Below are 17,067 nucleotides of genomic sequence, written 5' to 3'. Positions count from 1 at the left end.
CGTCAGGTCACGGCCACTTCCCGGCGCTGCGCCCTGCGCCTGGCCGCGATCCGCGGATCGAGCGCCGGTACGGCGGCCAGGAGTTGCTTGGTGTACGGGTCCTGGGGGTTGTCGTAGACCTCGTCGGCCGGGCCCTGTTCGACGATGGTGCCGCGCCGCATCACGGCGACCCGGTCGCTGACCTGGCGTACGACGGCGAGGTCGTGCGCTACGAAGACCAGCGCGATTCCGAACTCCCGCTGCAACTCACCGAGCAGGGCGACCACCTGGGCCTGGGTGGTGACGTCGAGTGCGGAGACGGGTTCGTCGCAGACGATGACGCGCGGGTCGGCCGCGAGTGCCCGCGCGATGCCCACACGCTGGCGTTGGCCGCCGCTGAACTCGTGCGGGTAGCGGTCGTAGTGCGCCTCTTCGAGCCCCACGCGCTCCAGGAGTTCCCGCACACGCCCCCTGATCCGCTGCTCGTCCTGTTCCCCGCGCGCGCGGAGCGGGTCTGCGATGGACTCGCCCACGCTGCGGCGGGGGTTGAGGGAGGAGACGGGGTCCTGGAAGACCATCTGGACGGCCGGGTTCACGCCCACACGCGTGTGGCCCTCGTGACGGACCTCTCCCGCGGTCGGCTCCAGCAGCCCGACGAGCATCCGCCCCAGGGTCGTCTTGCCGCTGCCGCTCTCGCCGACGACACCGAGGGTCTCGCCCCGGCGGACGGTCAGCGAGACGCCGTCCACGGCCGCGAAGGCCCTCTTGCCGCGCCCGAACTCGCGCCGCAGGCCCGTCGCCTCCAGGACCACCTCGCCGGATGCCCGGGAGAGTGCCCTGGGCGCGTCCACGCGCGGGACGGCGGCGAGCAGTTCGCGCGTGTACGCCTTCGCGGGCGCCCCGAGCACCGCGGCGACCGGCCCGTGCTCGACGGCCTTGCCGTGGCGCATGACCAGTACGTCGTCGACGCTCTCGGCGGCGACACCCACGTCGTGGGTGACGAGCAGCAGGCCCATGCCGGTCTCCTGGCGCAGCGTGTGCAGCAGGTCGAGGATCTGGGCCTGGACGGTGACATCGAGCGCGGTCGTCGGCTCGTCGGCGATCAGCAGGTCCGGCTCGCAGGCCAGCGCCATCGCGATGAGGGCGCGCTGGCGCATCCCACCGCTGAACTCGTGCGGACGGGACCGGGACCGCCGTACGGCGTCCGGGATTCCCACCCGGTCGAGCACCTCCACCGCACGCGCGCGTGCCGCTCGTCGTGACACACGCGTGTGCACGCGGTGCACCTCGGCGATCTGGTCGCCGATCGCGTAGTACGGGTCCAGGGACGACAGCGGGTCCTGGAAGACCATCGCGGCCTTGGCGCCCCGCAGCCGCCGCAGCTCGTCGTCGGACGCCTTCTGTACGTCCACCGCGGCGACCTCGACCGAGCCGCCCACGCGCGCGCCCGTGCCGCGGTGCAGCCCGAGCAGGGCCGAGGCGACGGTGGACTTGCCGGAGCCGGACTCGCCGACCAGGGCGAGGGCGGCGCCCTGCTCCAAGCGGAAGGAGAGGCCGTCGACGGCGCGCAGGTCGCCGAACTCGACGGTCAGGTCAGTGACGTGGACGAGACTCACGCGAGCACCACCCGTCGGTCGGCCACCGCGTACAGGACGTCCGCGAGGGCGTTGGCGAGAACCACGAAGAAGCCGATGACCAGGACCATGCCGACGACGACAGGAAGGTCGACGACGGTGACGGCGTGGACCAGTTCCTGGCCGATGCCGGGGAGGCCGAACAGCGACTCGACCAGGACGGCCCCGCCCATCGCACTGCCGAAGTCGTTGGCGTTCAGGGCGATGATCGGCGCCAGGGCGCCGCGCAGGGCGTGCCGGCCGACGATCGACCGCTCGCCGACGCCGTAGGCGCGGAAGGTCCGGATGTGGTCCTCGGCCAGCGTTTCGAGCATCGACGCCCGGGTCAGCCGCGCGAAGTAGGCCGCCTCGGCGAGGGCGAGCGTGAACCAGGGCAGGAGCAGTCCCCACATCCACTGTTCGGGGTCGTCGGAGAAGGAGACGTACTCCGGGAAGGGCAGCAGTTCCAGCTGGCCGCAGATCACGATCATCAGGACGAGGCCGATGACGAAGACGGGTGTGGCGACTCCCGCGAGGGTGAGGCCGGTCAGCGCGCGCTCGGTGAACCGGCCGCGCCGCCAGGCGGACAGCACGCCGGTGCCGACGCCCAGCAGCAGCCAGAGCACCATCGCGCCGACCACCAGCGACAGGCTGACGGGCAGCTTGTTCAGGATGATCCGCGTGACCTGCTGGTCGCTCTGGTACGACAGCCCGAGGCAGGGCGCCGGGCAGTGCTCCACGGACGTGCCGGTGGAGTAGTCGTGGCCCACGACGATGCCCTGGAGGAAGTGCCAGTAGCGCAGGTACAGCGGGTCGTCGAGCCTGAGTTGCTGGGCGACCTGGTGCACCTGTTCCGGCGAGCAGCGCGGACCGCAGGTGATCTGGGCGACGTTGCCGGGGGTGGCATAGAAGACGACGTAGATGATGACCGAGAGGGCGAGCAGCGTGAGTACGGCGCTCACGGACCGGCGCAGGGCGAATCCCGCGAAGCCGCTCATGAGGCGCCCTCCTGGCCTTCCCTGGATGTGCCGGCCCCGGAACTGCCGTCCTCGGAACTACCGGCCTCGGAACTACCGGCCTCGGAACTACCGGCCTTCGAACTGCCCGCCCCGGCCTCGTGCTTGCGGCCTGTCCCGATGCGCAGTCGTGAGGCCGCGCGTGGGTCCAGTGCGGTGCGCACGCCGTCGCCGAGGACGGTGAGGGCGAGCACGGTCACGAAGAGCGCGGACGCGGGCAGCAGCAGGTACTGCGGGGCCGCCTGGTACCAGACGTCGGCCGAGGAGAGCATCTGTCCCCAGGACGGGGTGGGGGGCTTCACGCCGATGCCGAGGAAGGACAACGACGCCTCGATGCTGATGTTCGCCGGGACCATCAGCGCGGCGTAGGTGATGACGGGCGCGGCGAGGCCGGGCAGCAGTTCCCGGCGGGCGATGCGCACGGTCCCCCAGCCGCTGAGCCTGGCGGCGGCCACGTAGTCGAGTTCCTTGAGGGTGAGCGTCTGGGCGCGGGCGATCTTGCCGATCGTGCCCCAGGCGACGAAGCCGATGATGAGCGCGACCAGGACCGGCCTCGGGAAGCTGTCCGGCACGACGGCGAGCAATGCCAACGCCATGATCATCAACGGCATCGCCACGATGATGTCGGTGATCCGGCTCAACAGTTGATCAACCCATCGGTTGCCGAGCGCGGCCGCGACACCCACGACGACGCCGAGAAGGACCTGCACGGCGGTCGCGGCCAGCGCGACTCCCAGGGAAACCCGGGCCCCGTACACCAGACGCGCGAACAGATCACGTCCTGTCTGCGGTTCGACGCCCAGCCAGTGGTCCGCGCCGATCCCCCCGAAGGAGCCGATGGGGACGCCGCCGCGCGCGGAGTCGATGAGCGAGGGGTGATAGGTGGTGGGGTCCTGGCCCTCGACGGCCGTGAGGAGCGGCGCGGCGAGCGCCACCAGGACGAGCAGGGCGACGACGGCCGCCGCGACCATGGCGGCGCGCTGCGCCCGCAGCCGCCGCCAGAACTGACGGGCCCCCGAGATCCCTGAGACGGCCGTCTCAGGGATCTGGGTGGCGACAAGTGCCTCGCTCATCGGGTTACTTGACCGCGACCTGCGAGATGTCCAGAACACCGGTCCAGTCGCTGATCACGACGTTCTTGATGTCCTTGCCGACCAGCCGCTTGTAGACCGGGTGGAACAGCGGCACGGTCAGTGCCTGCTCGCCGATCTTCTTGTCCAGCGCACCCCATCGCGCGGCGGCAGCGTCAAGATCGGTCAACTTGTTGATCGAGTCAATCTCCGCATTGACCGTCTTGTCGTTGAGCAGGCCCGAGTTGAAGTTCGCGCCGTCCTTGACGATCTGACGGCCGTCGAAGATCGGGGCGAGGAAGGGGCCGCCGGAGGGCCAGTCGGCACCCCACGCGGAGAGGAAGAAGCCCGGCTCGGTCTTCACGCTGTGGACCGTGTCGGAGTAGTTGTTGTCCTCCAGGCCCTGCAGCTTGACGGTGATGCCTGCCTTCTTGAGCGCGTCCTGGACCGCGGTCGCGATCTCGGGGCTGGTCTTGAAGTTCTGGGCGTTGTCGTGGGTCAGCGTGACGGTGAGCCCGCCTGGGTGACCGGCCTCCTTGAGCAGTTCCTTGGCCTTCGCCGCGTCGCCCGTCGGACCCGCGGGGAAGAGGTCGTACGGCTCGTAGCCGAAGGACTTCTGGTTCGGCAGGAAGGTCGTGGCGGCCTCCGCGAGGGCGGAGCCGCCGGCCGCGTTGACCACGGAGGAGCGGTCGATGGCGTACGAGATCGCCTGCCGCACCTTGACGTTGTCGAACGGCTTGACCGTCGGGTTGAACGCTATGTAGTTGGTGTAGCCGAAGTGCCCGGTGCCGACGCGGGAGGCGAGCTCCTTGTCACCCGTCACCTTGGCGAGCTCGGCCGGGCCGAGGTTGGTGTCCGTGGTGACCGCCGCCGCGTCCGCGCCCTGGGACGCCGACAGCCGCTGGTTGATCACCGACGAGTCGAGACCGGACTTGACGTCGATCCGGTCCGGGTAAGCCTTGCGCTCGGCGTCCGTCGAGGCGGACCAGTACTTGTTGCGCTCCAGGACGACGGTCTCGCCGTCGTTCTCGTTCGTGACGACCTTGTAGGGGCCGGACGAGACCGGGTGCTCCTCGTACTTCGTACCGGTGTCCTTGGCCTTCGGGACGGGCGTGAACTGTGTCTGCGTGGCCAGGTACGGGAACTCGCCCTCGGGCTTGTTCAGATGGAAGACGATCGTGCGGTCGTCCGGCGTCCCGATGACCGCGAGGCCCTTCTTGTCCTTGTACGGCCCCTGGTAGCCAGCCGCGCCGACCAGCCAGTCCCGCAGGTAGGGGGCGCCGCCGGACAGCTCAGGCGCGAAGGAACGCTCGATGCCGTACTTGATGTCGGCGGAGGTGATCGCGGTGCCGTCCTCGTACTTGAGGCCCTTCTTCAGGGTGTACGTCCACACCGTCGCGTCCTTGTTGGGACGCCCGGTGTCGGTGGCGAGGTCGGGGACGACCTTGGCTCCGGCGGCGCCGCTCTCCCGGTTGCGGGTGGTGAGGGTCCGGAAGACGAGGGAGGGCACGTTGCCGCCGCCGGAGGTGTACAGACGGGCCGGGTCGAAGTCCGTCTGCGGCTCCGCGTTCAGGACCGTGAGGGTGCCGCCCTTGTGGGGCGTGGAGTCGCCGCCGGCGCTCTTGGCATCGTTGTCCTCAGGGCCGCAGGCGGCGGCGCCCGCTGCCAGAACCAGGCTTACGGACACCGCGGCCACACGGCGCGACGTGAGGGACGGTTGACGCATCGGAGACGACCTCTCGAATGACATGTCTCGAATGGCGAGACGAATTGACGAAGGGTGAGACGAAAGCGGACGGACGTCTGCCCCGGCGTCGGGTCGTCGAGAAGGCCGTGATCCAGGTCACGGAGAAATGCGGGATTCGCGACGCGCACGCCAGAGGGCGGGCGTCAGCGACAGAGAATGTCGGCCACGCAGAGTGGGGTCACGCCGATGAGCGCCAGCTCTATGGCGGCGCTGCTCTCGACGACATGACTAGACCACATGCGCAGCAATATGTACGACCGGCGCAACGCATGTCAATGTGACATCCGCGCCATCCGTCAACTCCCGGGATATGCCCACGGGTTGGCTCGGCAGTGGATCCCGTCGTGATCGAGGAACTTGGTCTGCTGCTGCATCACCGGCGCCAGCTCGCCGTTCTTGTCGCATGTCACGTGGGAGTAGCCGAGACGGTGGCCGACCTCATGGTTGATCAACATCTGACGGTACGCATGGATCCGATCACCGTATGTGGTTGATCCCTGCGCCCATCGGTACGCATTGATCATCACGCGCTCCGTGGCGGCCGAGTCGCACGAGACGTTGTCCTGCGTGGTGTCCAGGCCGGACTTGGCACACCACTCGGCGGTGGTGCCGGGGCTGGCGAGCGTGATCACGAAGTCGGGCTTGCCGGAGTAGATGCGCTCGAAGGTCCTCGCACCGGCATGCGCCCAGCTGCGGTTGTCGTTGAGCGTCTTCTGCACGGCCTCCGCGAAGAGTCCGCCGTCGAGTCCGAGCCCCTGTTCCACGTCCACGCGGTAGGTGTACTTCCGTCCCTTGCCGGGCGCCTTGGCGATCCCCTGGACCGCGTCGAACTTCCCCGAGCCGTCGAGCTTGGCGCTGAGCGGGTACTTCTTGCCCATCTGCTGGTCGTACGTCAGCGTCACCACGCCGGGTGAAGGTGACGGCGCCGGTTGCCCGCCCGCATCCGTGGCGGAGTCCCGGGCGTCCCGCGCCTGGTCGGTCGCGGCCTCGGTGCCCGCGGCCGTGCCACGCCCGTCCGTGACCTGTCCGGCCACGACCACGGCGAGCACGGTGACGACAGCGGCGGCCGCGATGCCGGTGAAGGTCCGGCCCTTGCCGCCCTTGGCCGCCGGCGGGGCGTCGAGAGGCGGTACATCTCCGGAGCCGGAACGTGTACCGGAGCCCGGACGCATGTCGGCATCCGTGTCGTCCGGCCAGTCGGTGGCGGAACCGTGCGGGCCGGATCCGTATGAACCGGAGTCGTAGGAATCGGAAGGGTGCGCGGCGAGAACCGGCCCGGCCCCTCGGACGGGACCGGGCGCCGGAACACGACCGCGAGACCCGCGAGGCCCCTGAGGACCGCCCGGCGCCAAGACATCGAAGCCTTCGGGACCGTCGGAGCCGTGGGAGCCGCCCGAGAACGCGTCGAGGTACTCCTGGCGCGGGGCCGACCGGGATCCCGACGGCGCCTGACGCTGCCGCGGCAGAGCAACTCCCGCTCCCTGCCCCGGCCCCTGACCGCTCGGCTTCCCCCAGCCGCCCCCGGATTCACGCGCCTCGGGATGCCCGCCACGCACCCGCGGCACCCCATGAGCAGGGGTGCCGTCGGCAAGCCGGGGGAAACCATGGGCAGGGGTGCCGTCCGGAAGCCGGGGAAAGCCCCGCGCGGGCGTCCCGTCGGGCAACCGGGGAAACCCGTGTGCCGGAGTGCCGTCGGGAAGCCTCGGACCGCCCTGCGCAGGCGTCCGGTACCCGGCGGCACCAGTCCCAGTCCCGGCCCCGGTCCCGGTCCCGGAACCTCCGTACTCAGGCCCACGGCCCCCCGGCGCCCCTCGCCGGGCAGCACTCTGCGGTGCCGGAGCGGGAGGAACCTGCGCCCGTCCGCGCTCCGTCGCCTGCGCACCGAGGCTCCCGGCGCCCCGAGCCCCCTCGGAGCCCGCCCGGCCCGAACCGCTTTCACCTGAACTGCCTGCGTCGGACCCCTGTTCGGGAGCGCGCCCGCGTCGACTGTGGCGTCCCACGCCCCGCCTCAGCTCCCCACAGTCGCGGCGTCGGCCCCGCCGCCGGAGGCCGTAGCGGCGCCCGAAGCAGACGTACCGAACGCACCTGACACACCCGCCGAGCCGTCCCGCCCACCGGAGGCCTCCACGGAGCCGTCACCGCCGAAGGCGCCCTTGCCCCCCGTGCCCACCTTGTCTGCGACGAGCTCGCGGAACGCCCCCGCCACCGTCTCCGGGTACTCCATCATCGCCACGTGCCCCGCCTCCGGCAGGGTCAGCAGGCGGGACTCACGGAAGGCACGGGCCGCCTTCTGGGCCATGCGGAAACCGACGAGCTGGTCACGGCCGCCGTAGACGAGAAGCGTGGGTGCGAGGACCCGCTCCGCCTGGCGCCAGAGCGCGTGCTGGCCGCCCAGCGTGTACGCGTTCACCAGCCCGCGCGCGGAACGCGTCAACGCGTCCCAGAAGTAGGGCAGTTGGAGCCGCCGCTCCATCTCCTCGACGGCCTGCTGAAAGCTTTCGGGGGTCACCCGCGCGGGATCGCCGTAGCAGAGCGCGGTGACCCCGCGGACGCGCTCCTCGGCCGTCCACCCCTTGCTGTACCGGGTGAACAGACCCGCCACCCCGGGCACCGCCAGCAGCCCCGTGGGTACGGCGGTGCGCTGGACGCGGATCTCCGGGAGCGCCGGCGACACGAGGGTGAGAGTCCGCACCAGGTCGGGCCGGGCCGCGGCGACGCGCGTGGACACCGCGCCGCCGAGGGAGTTCCCGAAGAGGTGCACGGGCCCCCGGCCGGACGCGTCGAGAAAGCGGATCACCGCGCGCGCGTGCCCGGTGACCGAGTAGTTGCCGTCGTCGGGTGGCGGGGAGTCCCCGAACCCGGGCAGGTCGACGGCCTCGCCGTCGACCTCGTCCTCCAACTGCTCCATCAGCGCCGACCAGTTCTGCGAGGAACCGCCGAGGCCGTGGACGAACAACGCGGGCGGCAGCCCCTCGCTCGCGGGCGGTCTCGAACGCACCGTCAGGGTGACCCCCGGCAGCCCCACCGACCTCAGCCGCTCACCCTCACCGACCCTGACGGGCGCCACTCTCGGCAGGACGGCGGCGGGCGGCACGAAGGGCAGCTCGGTCGAAGACATGCGGCAATGTTACGAGACGATCACGCGCTAGTTCATGTGTTCGCCATCACAGCACTCCTGTACGACCCATGTCCTGCTGTCCCGCGCGGCACTCACATCGCATGGCATCCGGATCGGGTGTCTCCTAGGCTCGTACACAGGGCACCCGCATGTGGCCCCCTGAACACATCAGGGACGTTCTAGGAAGGGAGCCCGCCATGACCTACGACCCCACCGACCCCACCGACCCCGAGACCTTCGCGGCAGTGGACGACGACGCCGAGCTCGACGTCGAGGCGCCCGAGGGCGACGCGGCCGAGCAGCGCACCGAGGTCGCGCCGAACCGTGACGACCCGTTGACCGCAGTGGACCCCGCCCAGGCCAACGAGGCCGACCTCGTCGAACAGTCCAGGGTCGTCTCGATCGACGAGGAGGACTACCGGTGACGCCGGTACGACACCGAGCGGTCGACAAAGCACTCATCAGGGCATTCCTGGTCAGGAACGGGTCAGCCGATGCCCGTCGGATCCCTGTGTGAAACCTTTGCGTGGCTTTCGTCACCGTCCGGTCCGTGAAATTCTGCGTTCGCACCGCGCACAGCAGGGTTACTGAAAAGTACGATGGCGGCGCGGCGCACACCGCATGTGGACGACATTGGGAGGCGGCGTGACAGCCATCGAGCAGACAGAGGCAGCACGCCCTCGGGGTACGCGCCTGCCGCGCCGTGCCCGACGGAACCAGCTGCTGGGCGCCGCGCAGGAAGTCTTCGTGGCACAGGGTTACCACGCGGCCGCGATGGACGACATCGCCGAGCGCGCCGGCGTCAGCAAGCCGGTGCTCTACCAGCACTTCCCGGGCAAGCTCGACCTCTATCTCGCGCTGCTGGACCAGCACTGCGAGTCGCTGATCCAGTCGGTCCGCACCGCGCTCGCGTCGACGACCGACAACAAGCAGCGCGTCCGGGCGACCATGGACGCCTACTTCGCGTACGTCGAGGACGACGGCGGTGCCTTCCGGCTGGTCTTCGAGTCGGATCTGACGAACGAGCCCGCGGTGCGCGAGCGCGTCGACAAGGTCGCCAACGAGTGCGCCGAGGCGATCTGCGAGGTCATCGCGGAGGACACCGGCCTCTCTCGCGCGGAGTCGATGCTGCTCGCCTCGGGCCTCGGCGGTCTCGCCCAGGTGGTGGCCCGCTCCTGGCTGCACAGCGATCGCAGCGTCCCGCGCGACCAGGCCGTCCAGCTGCTGACGTCCCTGGCGTGGCGGGGCATCGCCGGATTCCCTCTGCACGGCATGGACAGCCACTGACGGCACCCCGCTGAGAACATCCCTGCGCACACGACCGACTGCGCCACTCGACCCGCACGCGTGCGTGCGGGTCGTTTGTTCCCGTCGGTTGTTCGCTGTTGGCGTTCTTGCGCGGAACGTGTACGTCCCCTCACCGGGCTAATGTGTGCTGGGTACGGCGCGGAAGGACGCGCACTTCACTGACCGTCGGAGGGACATAGCCGTGGAGGTCAAGATCGGCGTGCAGCACGCGCCCCGCGAGATCGTTCTGGAGAGCGGTCAGAGCGCCGAAGAGGTCGAGCGGGCGGTGGCGGAGGCCCTGGCCGGCAAGTCTCAGCTGCTGAGCCTGGTGGACGAGCACGGCCGCAAGGTGCTCATCCCGGCCGAGCGTCTCGCGTACGTCGAGCTCGGTGAGCCGGCTCCGCGCAAGGTGGGCTTCGGCGCGCTGTAGGCAGACATGCGAAGAGGGGCCCGGCGACCGGAAGTCGCCGGGCCCCTCTTCGCGTGGTCCGCGGGATTTCCCCCTCCGCATATGGAGCACGACTCGCGCTTCGAGGAGGATTGCATTCCGCAGGTCACGGGTATGACGGGCTACGACCGTGATGAACAGTGTGGCCGCGTGGGAGGGACCCCATGATGTTGATCGAAGCGCTCGGCTCCGCGTTGCTCGGTCTCGTTCTGGCGGGGGTGGCGGTAGGCCGCCTCTCGCACCGTCTGCCCGTCCGCTCACTGGTCCTCGCGACGGGCACCGCGGGAGCGCTCTTCGGCGCCTTCCTGACCCACACCGCGCTGGATTCGGGCAGCGTCCTGGTGACGTTCATCGGCGCGGCAGTGGTCTCGGTGGCCTCCCTGTCGCTGCTGCTGCGGCCGGACGGACGAATGCGCCGCCGATCATCGGCCCCGGCGTAAGGACACCTGAGGGCGCGGGGAACCGGGCGGGGTACCGCGCGCCGAGCGACGACGACCCGTATCCGCCCGCCCCCCGGTGCCCCGAGACGCCCGTTACGCGGCGAGCCCCAGCGCGGCCATCCGCTTGGTGTGCGCCTCGGTGATCCGGGAGAACATCCGGCCGACCTCGGCGAGGTCGAACCCGTCGGCGATCCCGCCCACGAGCATCGTCGACAGCGCGTCCCGGTCGGCGACGACCCGCTGCGACTGCGACAGCGCCTCCCCCATCAACCGCCGTGCCCACAGGGCGAGTCGCCCGCCCACACGCGGGTCCGCGTCGATGGCGCCCCGCACCTTCTCGACGGCGAACTCCGCGTGCCCGGTGTCGTCGAGCACGGCCAGCACCAGCTCGCGGGAGTCTCCGTCGAGCCGGGCCGCGACCTCCCGGTAGAAGTCACTGGCGATCGAGTCCCCGACGTACGCCTTGACGAGCCCCTCCAGCCAGTCCGACGGAGCCGTCTGCCGGTGGAACCCGTCCAGCGCCGCGACGAACGGCTCCATGGCGAGCGTGGGCTCCTCACCGACCTCGGTCAGCCGGTCACGCAGCTTCTCGTAGTGGTGGAACTCGGCCGACGCCATCTTCGACAGTTCCGCCTTGTCCGACAGCGTCGGCGCCAGCTTGGCGTCCTCCGCGAGCCGCTCGAACGCCGCCAGCTCGCCGTACGCGAGCGCACCGAGCAGGTCGACGACCGCGGCTCGGTACTGCGGATCGGCGGCGGCCGTCGTCCAGTCCTGGGCGGCGACTCCGGTCGGTTCGGCAGGGGTCTCGGAGGCGCGGTCGGGCTTGTCAGAGGTCGTCATGAAGCGCACAATAGCCCGCTCTCCGGGCGACGGAAGGCCCTGGTCAATCAGTGTGACGACGACTACGTGACCAAATCGGCCATCGCATGTGCGCGATTCCGGGGTATGGTGGTAATGCGCCTGCTGATACGACCGCACTTCATTACCGCGCCGTATCTCGACAGGCCGCACGCATGAGGATGCCCGGTCGGTGGCCCGATCGGCTCCGACCCGACAGCCCTCCTCGCCTGTACGGCACTTTGCGTACGGAGTTCGGAGGGGGATCCCTCAGCGGTTCGAGCGCTAGAGCGTCGGCAGTGGTCCCGTGCCATTACGGATTGCCCGTAAGGCAGCCGGCGTCCCCAGCACGGCAGGACGACCCCCGCGCTCGCCTCGCACCGCGCACACAGAAGAGGCAGCACCCTGACTACGACCTTCCGCGATCTCGGAATTCTCACCGAGACGGCCGAGGCCCTTGAGGCCGTCGGCATCGTCAACCCGTTCCCCATCCAGGAGATGACGCTCCCGGTCGCCCTCTCCGGCGCCGACGTCATCGGCCAGGCCAAGACCGGCACCGGCAAGACGCTGGGCTTCGGTCTCCCGCTCCTCGAGCGCGTCACCGTACCCGCCGACGTCGAGGCCGGCCGCGCCAGGCCCGAGGACCTGACCGACGCCCCCCAGGCGCTCGTCGTCGTCCCCACGCGCGAGCTGTGCACCCAGGTGACCAACGACCTGCAGACCGCGGGCAAGGTGCGCAACGTACGCGTTCTCGCCATCTACGGCGGCCGCGCCTACGAACCCCAGGTCGAGGCCCTCAAGAAGGGCGTCGACCTCGTCGTCGGTACCCCGGGCCGGCTCCTGGACCTCGCGGGCCAGAAGAAGCTCAACCTCAGCCACATCAGGGCGCTCGTCCTCGACGAGGCCGACGAGATGCTCGACCTGGGCTTCCTGCCCGACGTCGAGAAGATCATCAACATGCTTCCGGCCAAGCGCCAGACCATGCTGTTCTCGGCGACCATGCCGGGCGCGGTCATCGGGCTCGCCCGCCGCTACATGTCGCAGCCCACGCACATCAACGCCACGTCGCCGGACGACGCGGGCAGGACCGTCGCGAACACCAAGCAGCACGTGTACCGCGCGCACAACATGGACAAGCCCGAGATCGTCTCGCGCATCCTGCAGGCCGAGGGCCGCGGCCCGGTCATGGTGTTCTGCCGTACCAAGCGCACGGCGGCCGACCTCGCCGACCAGCTCCAGCAGCGCGGCTTCGCGTCGGGCGCGGTCCACGGCGACCTCGGCCAGGGCGCCCGTGAGCAGGCCCTGCGCGCTTTCCGCAACGGCAAGGTCGACGTGCTCGTCTGCACCGACGTCGCCGCCCGCGGCATCGACGTCGAGGGCGTCACGCACGTCATCAACTACCAGTCCCCCGAGGACGAGAAGACGTACCTGCACCGCATCGGCCGTACCGGCCGCGCGGGCGCCAAGGGCATCGCGGTCACGCTCGTCGACTGGGACGACATCCCGCGCTGGCAGCTCATCAACAAGGCGCTGGAGCTCGACTTCAGCAACCCGCCGGAGACGTACTCCACCTCCCCGCACTTCTACGAGGAGATGAACATCCCGTCAGGCACCAAGGGTGTCCTGCCGCGGGCCGAGCGCACGCTCGCGGGGCTCGACGGGGAGGAGCTGGAGGACCTGGGCGAGACGGGCGGACGCGGTGCACGTGGCCGCGGCGACCGTGACCGGAACGACCGGAACCGGGGCCACGGACGCGGTGGCCGGGACGAGTCCCGCTCCGCCGAGAGCGAGCGTCCGGACCGTACGCCGCGCCGTCGCCGCCGTACCCGCAGCGGGACCGTGCCGGACGGCGCAGCCCCCGTCGAGGCGGTCGCCCCGTCGGAGAGCACCGCGACCGAGGACACCACCTCGACCCGCACCCCGCGCCGCCGTCGCCGCACCCGTAACGGAGCGGCCGACTCGGCGCCCGTCGCGGCGACCGCGGCAGTGACGCCGGTTGCGTCGGAGGCCGCGGAGTCCGCCGTCACGACGGCGGAGGGCCCGTCCCTCGACACCGAGGCGGCGTCCAAGCCGCGCCGCCGTCGGACCCGCAGGTCCGCGGAGACTGCGGCCGTGGACGCGCCGACCGTGGCGGAGACGGCCGTCGAGACCGCTCCGGTCACCGAAGCCGCTCCGGAGGCGCCGGCCACCAGGCCGCGCCGTACGCGCAAGGCGTCTGCCGCGGCTCCGGCCGCCGAGGCCGCCGTCGACACCGTCGAGGCCACGCAGACCACACCGCGCCGCCGTACCCGCAAGGCCGCCGAGCCCGCTGTGGCCGCTGTCGAGACGGTGGAGACCGCGGTTGCCGAGGTCGTGGAGACCAAGCCGCGCCGCACCCGCAAGACCGCGACCACGAAGGCAGCCGAGGCGGCCGAGGCAGCGGTGGACACCGCGGAAGGCACGGTCACCACGCCGCGCCGCACCCGCAAGACCGCCGCCGCGACGACCGAGGCCACCGTCGACACAGCGGAAGCCGTGGCGACCACGCCCCGCCGCACCCGCAAGACCGCCGCCGCCAAGGCAGCCGAGGCCGCCGTCGACACAGCCGAGGCCACCGAGGCCAAGCCGCGTCGTACGCGCAAGGCAGCCGCTGCGGCTCCGGTCGCCGAAGCCGCAGCGGAGGTCGCGGCGGCCACGCCGCGCCGCCGCGTCCGCAAGGTCGCCGAGCCGGCCGTGACCGCCGAGATCCCGGTCCAGGCGGTCCCGACGGTTCAGCCGGTCCAGGAGCTTGAGGTCGCGGTGACCAAGCCGCGCCGTACCGCTCGCAAGACCGCGGCCACGAAGGCCGCCGAAGCGGCAGTGGACACCGCGGAAGGCACGGTCACCACGCCGCGTCGCACCCGCAAGACCGCCGCCGCGACGACCGAGGCCGCCGTCGGCACAGCGGAAGCCGTGGCGACCACGCCCCGCCGCACCCGCAAGACCACCGCCGCCAAGGCAGCCGAGGCCGCCGTCGACACAGCCGAGGCCACCGAGGCCAAGCCGCGTCGACGCACCACCCGCAAGGCCGCCGTGCCCGCGGTGACCGCGGACATCCCGGCCCAGGCCGACCAGGAGCCGAAGGCCGCCGCACCGCGCCGCCGGGTCCGCAAGACGGCCGCCGCGGAACCCGCGGACAGCTGATCCCACACCCGACGGCCCGGCCCCCCTCCCAGGGGTGCCGGGCCGTCGGCGTTCCCGTCACCTCCGTCCGCCGCACCCCGGCTGCTCCGCCACACAGGCGCAACCAGCCGCACCCGGCCCACCGGCTGCCTCACTCCCCCGCCCGATACCCTCACCCCGTGAGCATCCGAGCCGTCTTCGCCCTGCCTCCCGGCGCCCGCGCGTACCCCCTGCGCACCGCGCGCGGTGAGTTCGCGGTCGTGGATTCCGATGTGGGTCCCGGTGTCGCCCACAAGGGCACCGCGTTGATGCTGCCCGGGTTCACGGGGAGCAAGGAGGACTTCACGCTGCTCCATGAGCCGTTGACGGCACGCGGGTACCGTGTCGTGGCCGTGGACGGGCGCGGGCAGTTCGAGTCGGACGGCCCGGAGACGGACGAATCCGCTTACGAGCGGGGCGAGTTGGCGCTGGACACGCTCGCCCAGGCCGCGGCCGTCGATGGCCCCGTGCACCTGGTCGGCCACTCCCTCGGCGGCCAGATCGCGCGCGCGGCCGTACTGCTCGACCACTCGCCCTTCCTGTCCTTCACTCTCGTCTCCTCGGGCCCCGCGCAGATCTCCGACTCCCAGCAGCAGCGCGTGAAACTGCTGCGGGACGCGCTCGGAGTGATGACGATGGCCGAGGTGTGGGCCGCGATTCTGGCCATGGGGCCCCCGGAGGATGTCGGCGGCCCCGCGAAGGGCATCGGGAACGTCGAGCAGCTCCAGCGCCGCTGGCTCGGCAACAAGCCCGCCCAACTCCTCGCGACGGGGCGCCAGTTGTGCACCGAGCCGGACCGGGTCGCCGAACTTGCCGCGGTCCCCCTGCCGTTCCACGTCCTCTCGGGTTCCCAGGACGACACCTGGCCGGTGAACCTCCTCGACGACATGGCCCTACGACTCCGGGCGCGCCGCACGGTGATCCCGGGCGCCGACCACTCCCCCAACGCCGACCAGCCCCTCCCCACGGCCCGAGCCCTGGCCGACTTCTGGGACAGCACCGTCGACGGCGTCACCTCTCGCCCCTGAGCGTCAGCACGCCCACCATGCCGGCCGCCCCGCAGAGCGCCCGTGCGCAATCAGTACTGCCCCTGCAAGTGCTCCCAGAACCCGTCCCGCAGCGCCCGCCGCAGGTCGGACTGGCCGCGCAGGGAGTACTGGAGAAGCCCCTCCGCCTCCACCAGCAGGTCCTGGTCCACCGAGCCCGGTAGATACGGATACCCGGGCAGCAGTTCCTGAAGGGCCGCTCTTCCCCGCTCCGCCAGCCACTTCGCGGCGATCTGGGCACCCACGAAACGGATGCCCTCGCGGGTGGGCCGGGTGGTCGTCGCCTCAAAGGCGGCCGTCGCCCGCCGTGAGACGTAGGGCTTGAAGAAGTCGAGGTCGAGGGTGCGCTGGCTGTCGACCTCCCACAGGAGTGGCTCCGCCTGGTTGCGGCCCTCGGGCGCCTCGATGCCCCAGAGGTGGACGCGGGCGCCGTATCCCTGGGCCGCCTCGACCGCCGAGACCAGGTCCTCGTCGCCGCCGAGGAGTGCCGCATCGCTGATGGCGCGGTGGCGGGCCAGGGACTCCAGGTCGCTGCGGATCAGCGAATCGACGCCCTTCTGCTGGTTGTTGGCGTTGAGGTTGCCCAACCGGACCTTGACGTCCGGGAGTTCGGCGATGGACTGCTGCTCCGACGTGTGGATGCGGCGTCTCGCGCCGTCGTACCAGTAGACCCTCAGCAGCCTGCTGTCCGCGAAGATCGTGCGGGCCCGGTCGATGAGGGCCTCGATCAGGCCCTCGGCGTCGAGATCGAAGGCGCGCCGGTCCTCGGTGCCGGCGACGAGTCGTCCCGCGGCCGCGTAGAGGTATCCCGCGTCGACGAAGATCGCATGCGTCGAGGGCGTCTTGGCCACCTCGGCGAGCACGCGCTGGAGCAGCTCGTTGGTGCGGTCGATGCGGGCACTCAGGGCCGCGAGGTCGTCGTTCATCGCCTCTATTGTCTCGGCGGTCACGCTGCGAACACAACCGGTCCCAAGGAGTCTCCGATGGATCACTTACCGGTCAGTAGTTAGTCGTTCGAAAAATTTCTTTAGCGTAGGGAATGTTTGTAACACGCACCCCGTTGACTAACACGTACCCAGCAATTCTCCGCAGGAGGATGACCAGACGAAGGGAGAAGCCTGTGCGCTTCGAAATCATGCGACTCGACGACGTCGACGGTACGCCCGTGGACAGCACCGTTGTGGACGCCGCCTCCGTCAACCGGATCGTTCAGCAGGCCGCCGCCATCGGGCAGCGGCTGTGGATCCGTCCGGCCGACACCACGGCCTCGTAACACCGACGCGGAT

General features: G+C 70.7%; 16 protein-coding genes. 7 read left to right on the top strand and 9 right to left on the bottom strand.

What is annotated here, in order from left to right; translation table 11 throughout:
* Positions 1 to 2 precede the first annotated feature (2 nt).
* The 7 genes from OHT57_RS32885 to OHT57_RS32855 all read right to left on the bottom strand — a co-directional run bounded on the left by OHT57_RS32885 (position 3) and on the right by OHT57_RS32855 (position 8,543).
* Positions 3 to 1,595 (bottom strand): ABC transporter ATP-binding protein, encoded by a 1,593-nt coding sequence (locus tag OHT57_RS32885; RefSeq protein ID WP_328750349.1) that lies wholly within the window; start codon positions 1,593 to 1,595, stop codon positions 3 to 5.
* Positions 1,592 to 2,590: an ABC transporter permease gene (locus OHT57_RS32880; RefSeq protein WP_328750348.1), complete on the bottom strand. Its 999-nt coding sequence runs from the start codon at positions 2,588 to 2,590 to the stop codon at positions 1,592 to 1,594. The genes OHT57_RS32885 and OHT57_RS32880 overlap by 4 nt, the downstream gene beginning before the upstream one ends.
* Entirely contained in the window at positions 2,587 to 3,681 is a 1,095-nt protein-coding gene (locus OHT57_RS32875) for an ABC transporter permease (protein WP_328750347.1), read from the bottom strand. The genes OHT57_RS32880 and OHT57_RS32875 overlap by 4 nt, the downstream gene beginning before the upstream one ends.
* Positions 3,682 to 3,685: 4 nt before the next feature.
* The gene (locus tag OHT57_RS32870) at positions 3,686 to 5,404 is read right to left on the bottom strand and encodes an ABC transporter substrate-binding protein (RefSeq protein WP_328750346.1); all 1,719 of its coding nucleotides are present in this window, start codon (positions 5,402 to 5,404) and stop codon (positions 3,686 to 3,688) included.
* Between the two features lie 164 nt (positions 5,405 to 5,568).
* Positions 5,569 to 5,664 (bottom strand): Ms4533A family Cys-rich leader peptide, encoded by a 96-nt coding sequence (locus OHT57_RS32865; protein WP_328750345.1) that lies wholly within the window; start codon positions 5,662 to 5,664, stop codon positions 5,569 to 5,571.
* A 57-nt stretch (positions 5,665 to 5,721) separates the two neighbouring features.
* Positions 5,722 to 7,425, bottom strand: a complete 1,704-nt coding sequence (locus OHT57_RS32860; RefSeq protein ID WP_328750344.1) for a DUF3152 domain-containing protein — start codon at positions 7,423 to 7,425, stop codon at positions 5,722 to 5,724.
* A gap of 8 nt (positions 7,426 to 7,433) precedes the next feature.
* Positions 7,434 to 8,543 (bottom strand): alpha/beta fold hydrolase, encoded by a 1,110-nt coding sequence (locus OHT57_RS32855; RefSeq protein ID WP_328750343.1) that lies wholly within the window; start codon positions 8,541 to 8,543, stop codon positions 7,434 to 7,436.
* A 197-nt stretch (positions 8,544 to 8,740) separates the two neighbouring features.
* On the opposite strand from OHT57_RS32855, the gene OHT57_RS32850 reads away from it, so the two are divergent.
* The 4 genes from OHT57_RS32850 (at position 8,741) to OHT57_RS32835 (ending at position 10,718) form a co-directional block, all read left to right on the top strand.
* Positions 8,741 to 8,968, top strand: a complete 228-nt coding sequence (locus OHT57_RS32850) for a hypothetical protein (protein ID WP_328750342.1) — start codon at positions 8,741 to 8,743, stop codon at positions 8,966 to 8,968.
* 220 nt (positions 8,969 to 9,188) lie between these two features.
* Positions 9,189 to 9,830, top strand: a complete 642-nt coding sequence (locus OHT57_RS32845) for a TetR/AcrR family transcriptional regulator (protein ID WP_328750341.1) — start codon at positions 9,189 to 9,191, stop codon at positions 9,828 to 9,830.
* Positions 9,831 to 10,032: 202 nt separating this feature from the next.
* A complete protein-coding gene (locus OHT57_RS32840) occupies positions 10,033 to 10,260 on the top strand; it encodes a DUF3107 domain-containing protein (RefSeq protein ID WP_328750340.1) in 228 nt (75 codons plus the stop codon).
* Between the two features lie 182 nt (positions 10,261 to 10,442).
* Complete coding sequence (locus OHT57_RS32835) at positions 10,443 to 10,718, top strand: hypothetical protein (RefSeq protein ID WP_328750339.1); 276 nt, start codon at positions 10,443 to 10,445, stop codon at positions 10,716 to 10,718.
* A 93-nt stretch (positions 10,719 to 10,811) separates the two neighbouring features.
* Here OHT57_RS32835 and OHT57_RS32830 read toward each other — a convergent pair whose 3' ends face one another.
* Positions 10,812 to 11,558 carry a ferritin-like fold-containing protein gene (locus tag OHT57_RS32830; RefSeq protein ID WP_328750338.1) on the bottom strand — a complete coding sequence of 249 codons (747 nt, stop codon included), beginning with the start codon at positions 11,556 to 11,558 and terminating at the stop codon, positions 10,812 to 10,814.
* Positions 11,559 to 12,053: 495 nt separating this feature from the next.
* Between OHT57_RS32830 and OHT57_RS32825 the strand changes: the two genes are divergently transcribed.
* The gene (locus OHT57_RS32825; RefSeq protein ID WP_328750337.1) at positions 12,054 to 14,717 is read left to right on the top strand and encodes a DEAD/DEAH box helicase; all 2,664 of its coding nucleotides are present in this window, start codon (positions 12,054 to 12,056) and stop codon (positions 14,715 to 14,717) included.
* A 158-nt stretch (positions 14,718 to 14,875) separates the two neighbouring features.
* Positions 14,876 to 15,763 (top strand): alpha/beta fold hydrolase, encoded by an 888-nt coding sequence (locus OHT57_RS32820; RefSeq protein ID WP_328750336.1) that lies wholly within the window; start codon positions 14,876 to 14,878, stop codon positions 15,761 to 15,763.
* Between the two features lie 50 nt (positions 15,764 to 15,813).
* On the opposite strand, the gene OHT57_RS32815 is transcribed toward OHT57_RS32820, so the two are convergent.
* Positions 15,814 to 16,707, bottom strand: coding sequence for an NYN domain-containing protein (locus OHT57_RS32815; RefSeq protein ID WP_328753397.1), 894 nt, complete (start codon positions 16,705 to 16,707; stop codon positions 15,814 to 15,816).
* 194 nt (positions 16,708 to 16,901) lie between these two features.
* Between OHT57_RS32815 and OHT57_RS32810 the strand changes: the two genes are divergently transcribed.
* Complete coding sequence (locus OHT57_RS32810) at positions 16,902 to 17,054, top strand: hypothetical protein (RefSeq protein WP_020136747.1); 153 nt, start codon at positions 16,902 to 16,904, stop codon at positions 17,052 to 17,054.
* Positions 17,055 to 17,067: the final 13 nt, after the last annotated feature.

This window comes from Streptomyces sp. NBC_00285, assembly GCF_036174265.1.
Classification (GTDB): Bacteria; Actinomycetota; Actinomycetes; order Streptomycetales; family Streptomycetaceae; genus Streptomyces.
This window is presented reverse-complemented; position numbering and strand designations above follow the sequence as displayed.

Bases quoted from the DNA above. Each gene is read 5' to 3' on its own strand.
- OHT57_RS32825 (WP_328750337.1), top strand. From the start codon at position 12,054: ATGACGCTCCCGGTCGCCCTCTCCGGCGCCGACGTCATCGGCCAGGCC.
- OHT57_RS32865 (WP_328750345.1), bottom strand. From the start codon at position 5,664: ATGTGGTCTAGTCATGTCGTCGAGAGCAGCGCCGCCATAGAGCTGGCG.
- OHT57_RS32875 (WP_328750347.1), bottom strand. From the start codon at position 3,681: ATGAGCGAGGCACTTGTCGCCACCCAGATCCCTGAGACGGCCGTCTCA.
- OHT57_RS32870 (WP_328750346.1), bottom strand. From the start codon at position 5,404: ATGCGTCAACCGTCCCTCACGTCGCGCCGTGTGGCCGCGGTGTCCGTA.
- OHT57_RS32855 (WP_328750343.1), bottom strand. From the start codon at position 8,543: ATGTCTTCGACCGAGCTGCCCTTCGTGCCGCCCGCCGCCGTCCTGCCG.
- OHT57_RS32880 (WP_328750348.1), bottom strand. From the start codon at position 2,590: ATGAGCGGCTTCGCGGGATTCGCCCTGCGCCGGTCCGTGAGCGCCGTA.
- OHT57_RS32850 (WP_328750342.1), top strand. From the start codon at position 8,741: ATGACCTACGACCCCACCGACCCCACCGACCCCGAGACCTTCGCGGCA.
- OHT57_RS32830 (WP_328750338.1), bottom strand. From the start codon at position 11,558: ATGACGACCTCTGACAAGCCCGACCGCGCCTCCGAGACCCCTGCCGAA.
- OHT57_RS32835 (WP_328750339.1), top strand. From the start codon at position 10,443: ATGATGTTGATCGAAGCGCTCGGCTCCGCGTTGCTCGGTCTCGTTCTG.
- OHT57_RS32815 (WP_328753397.1), bottom strand. From the start codon at position 16,707: ATGAACGACGACCTCGCGGCCCTGAGTGCCCGCATCGACCGCACCAAC.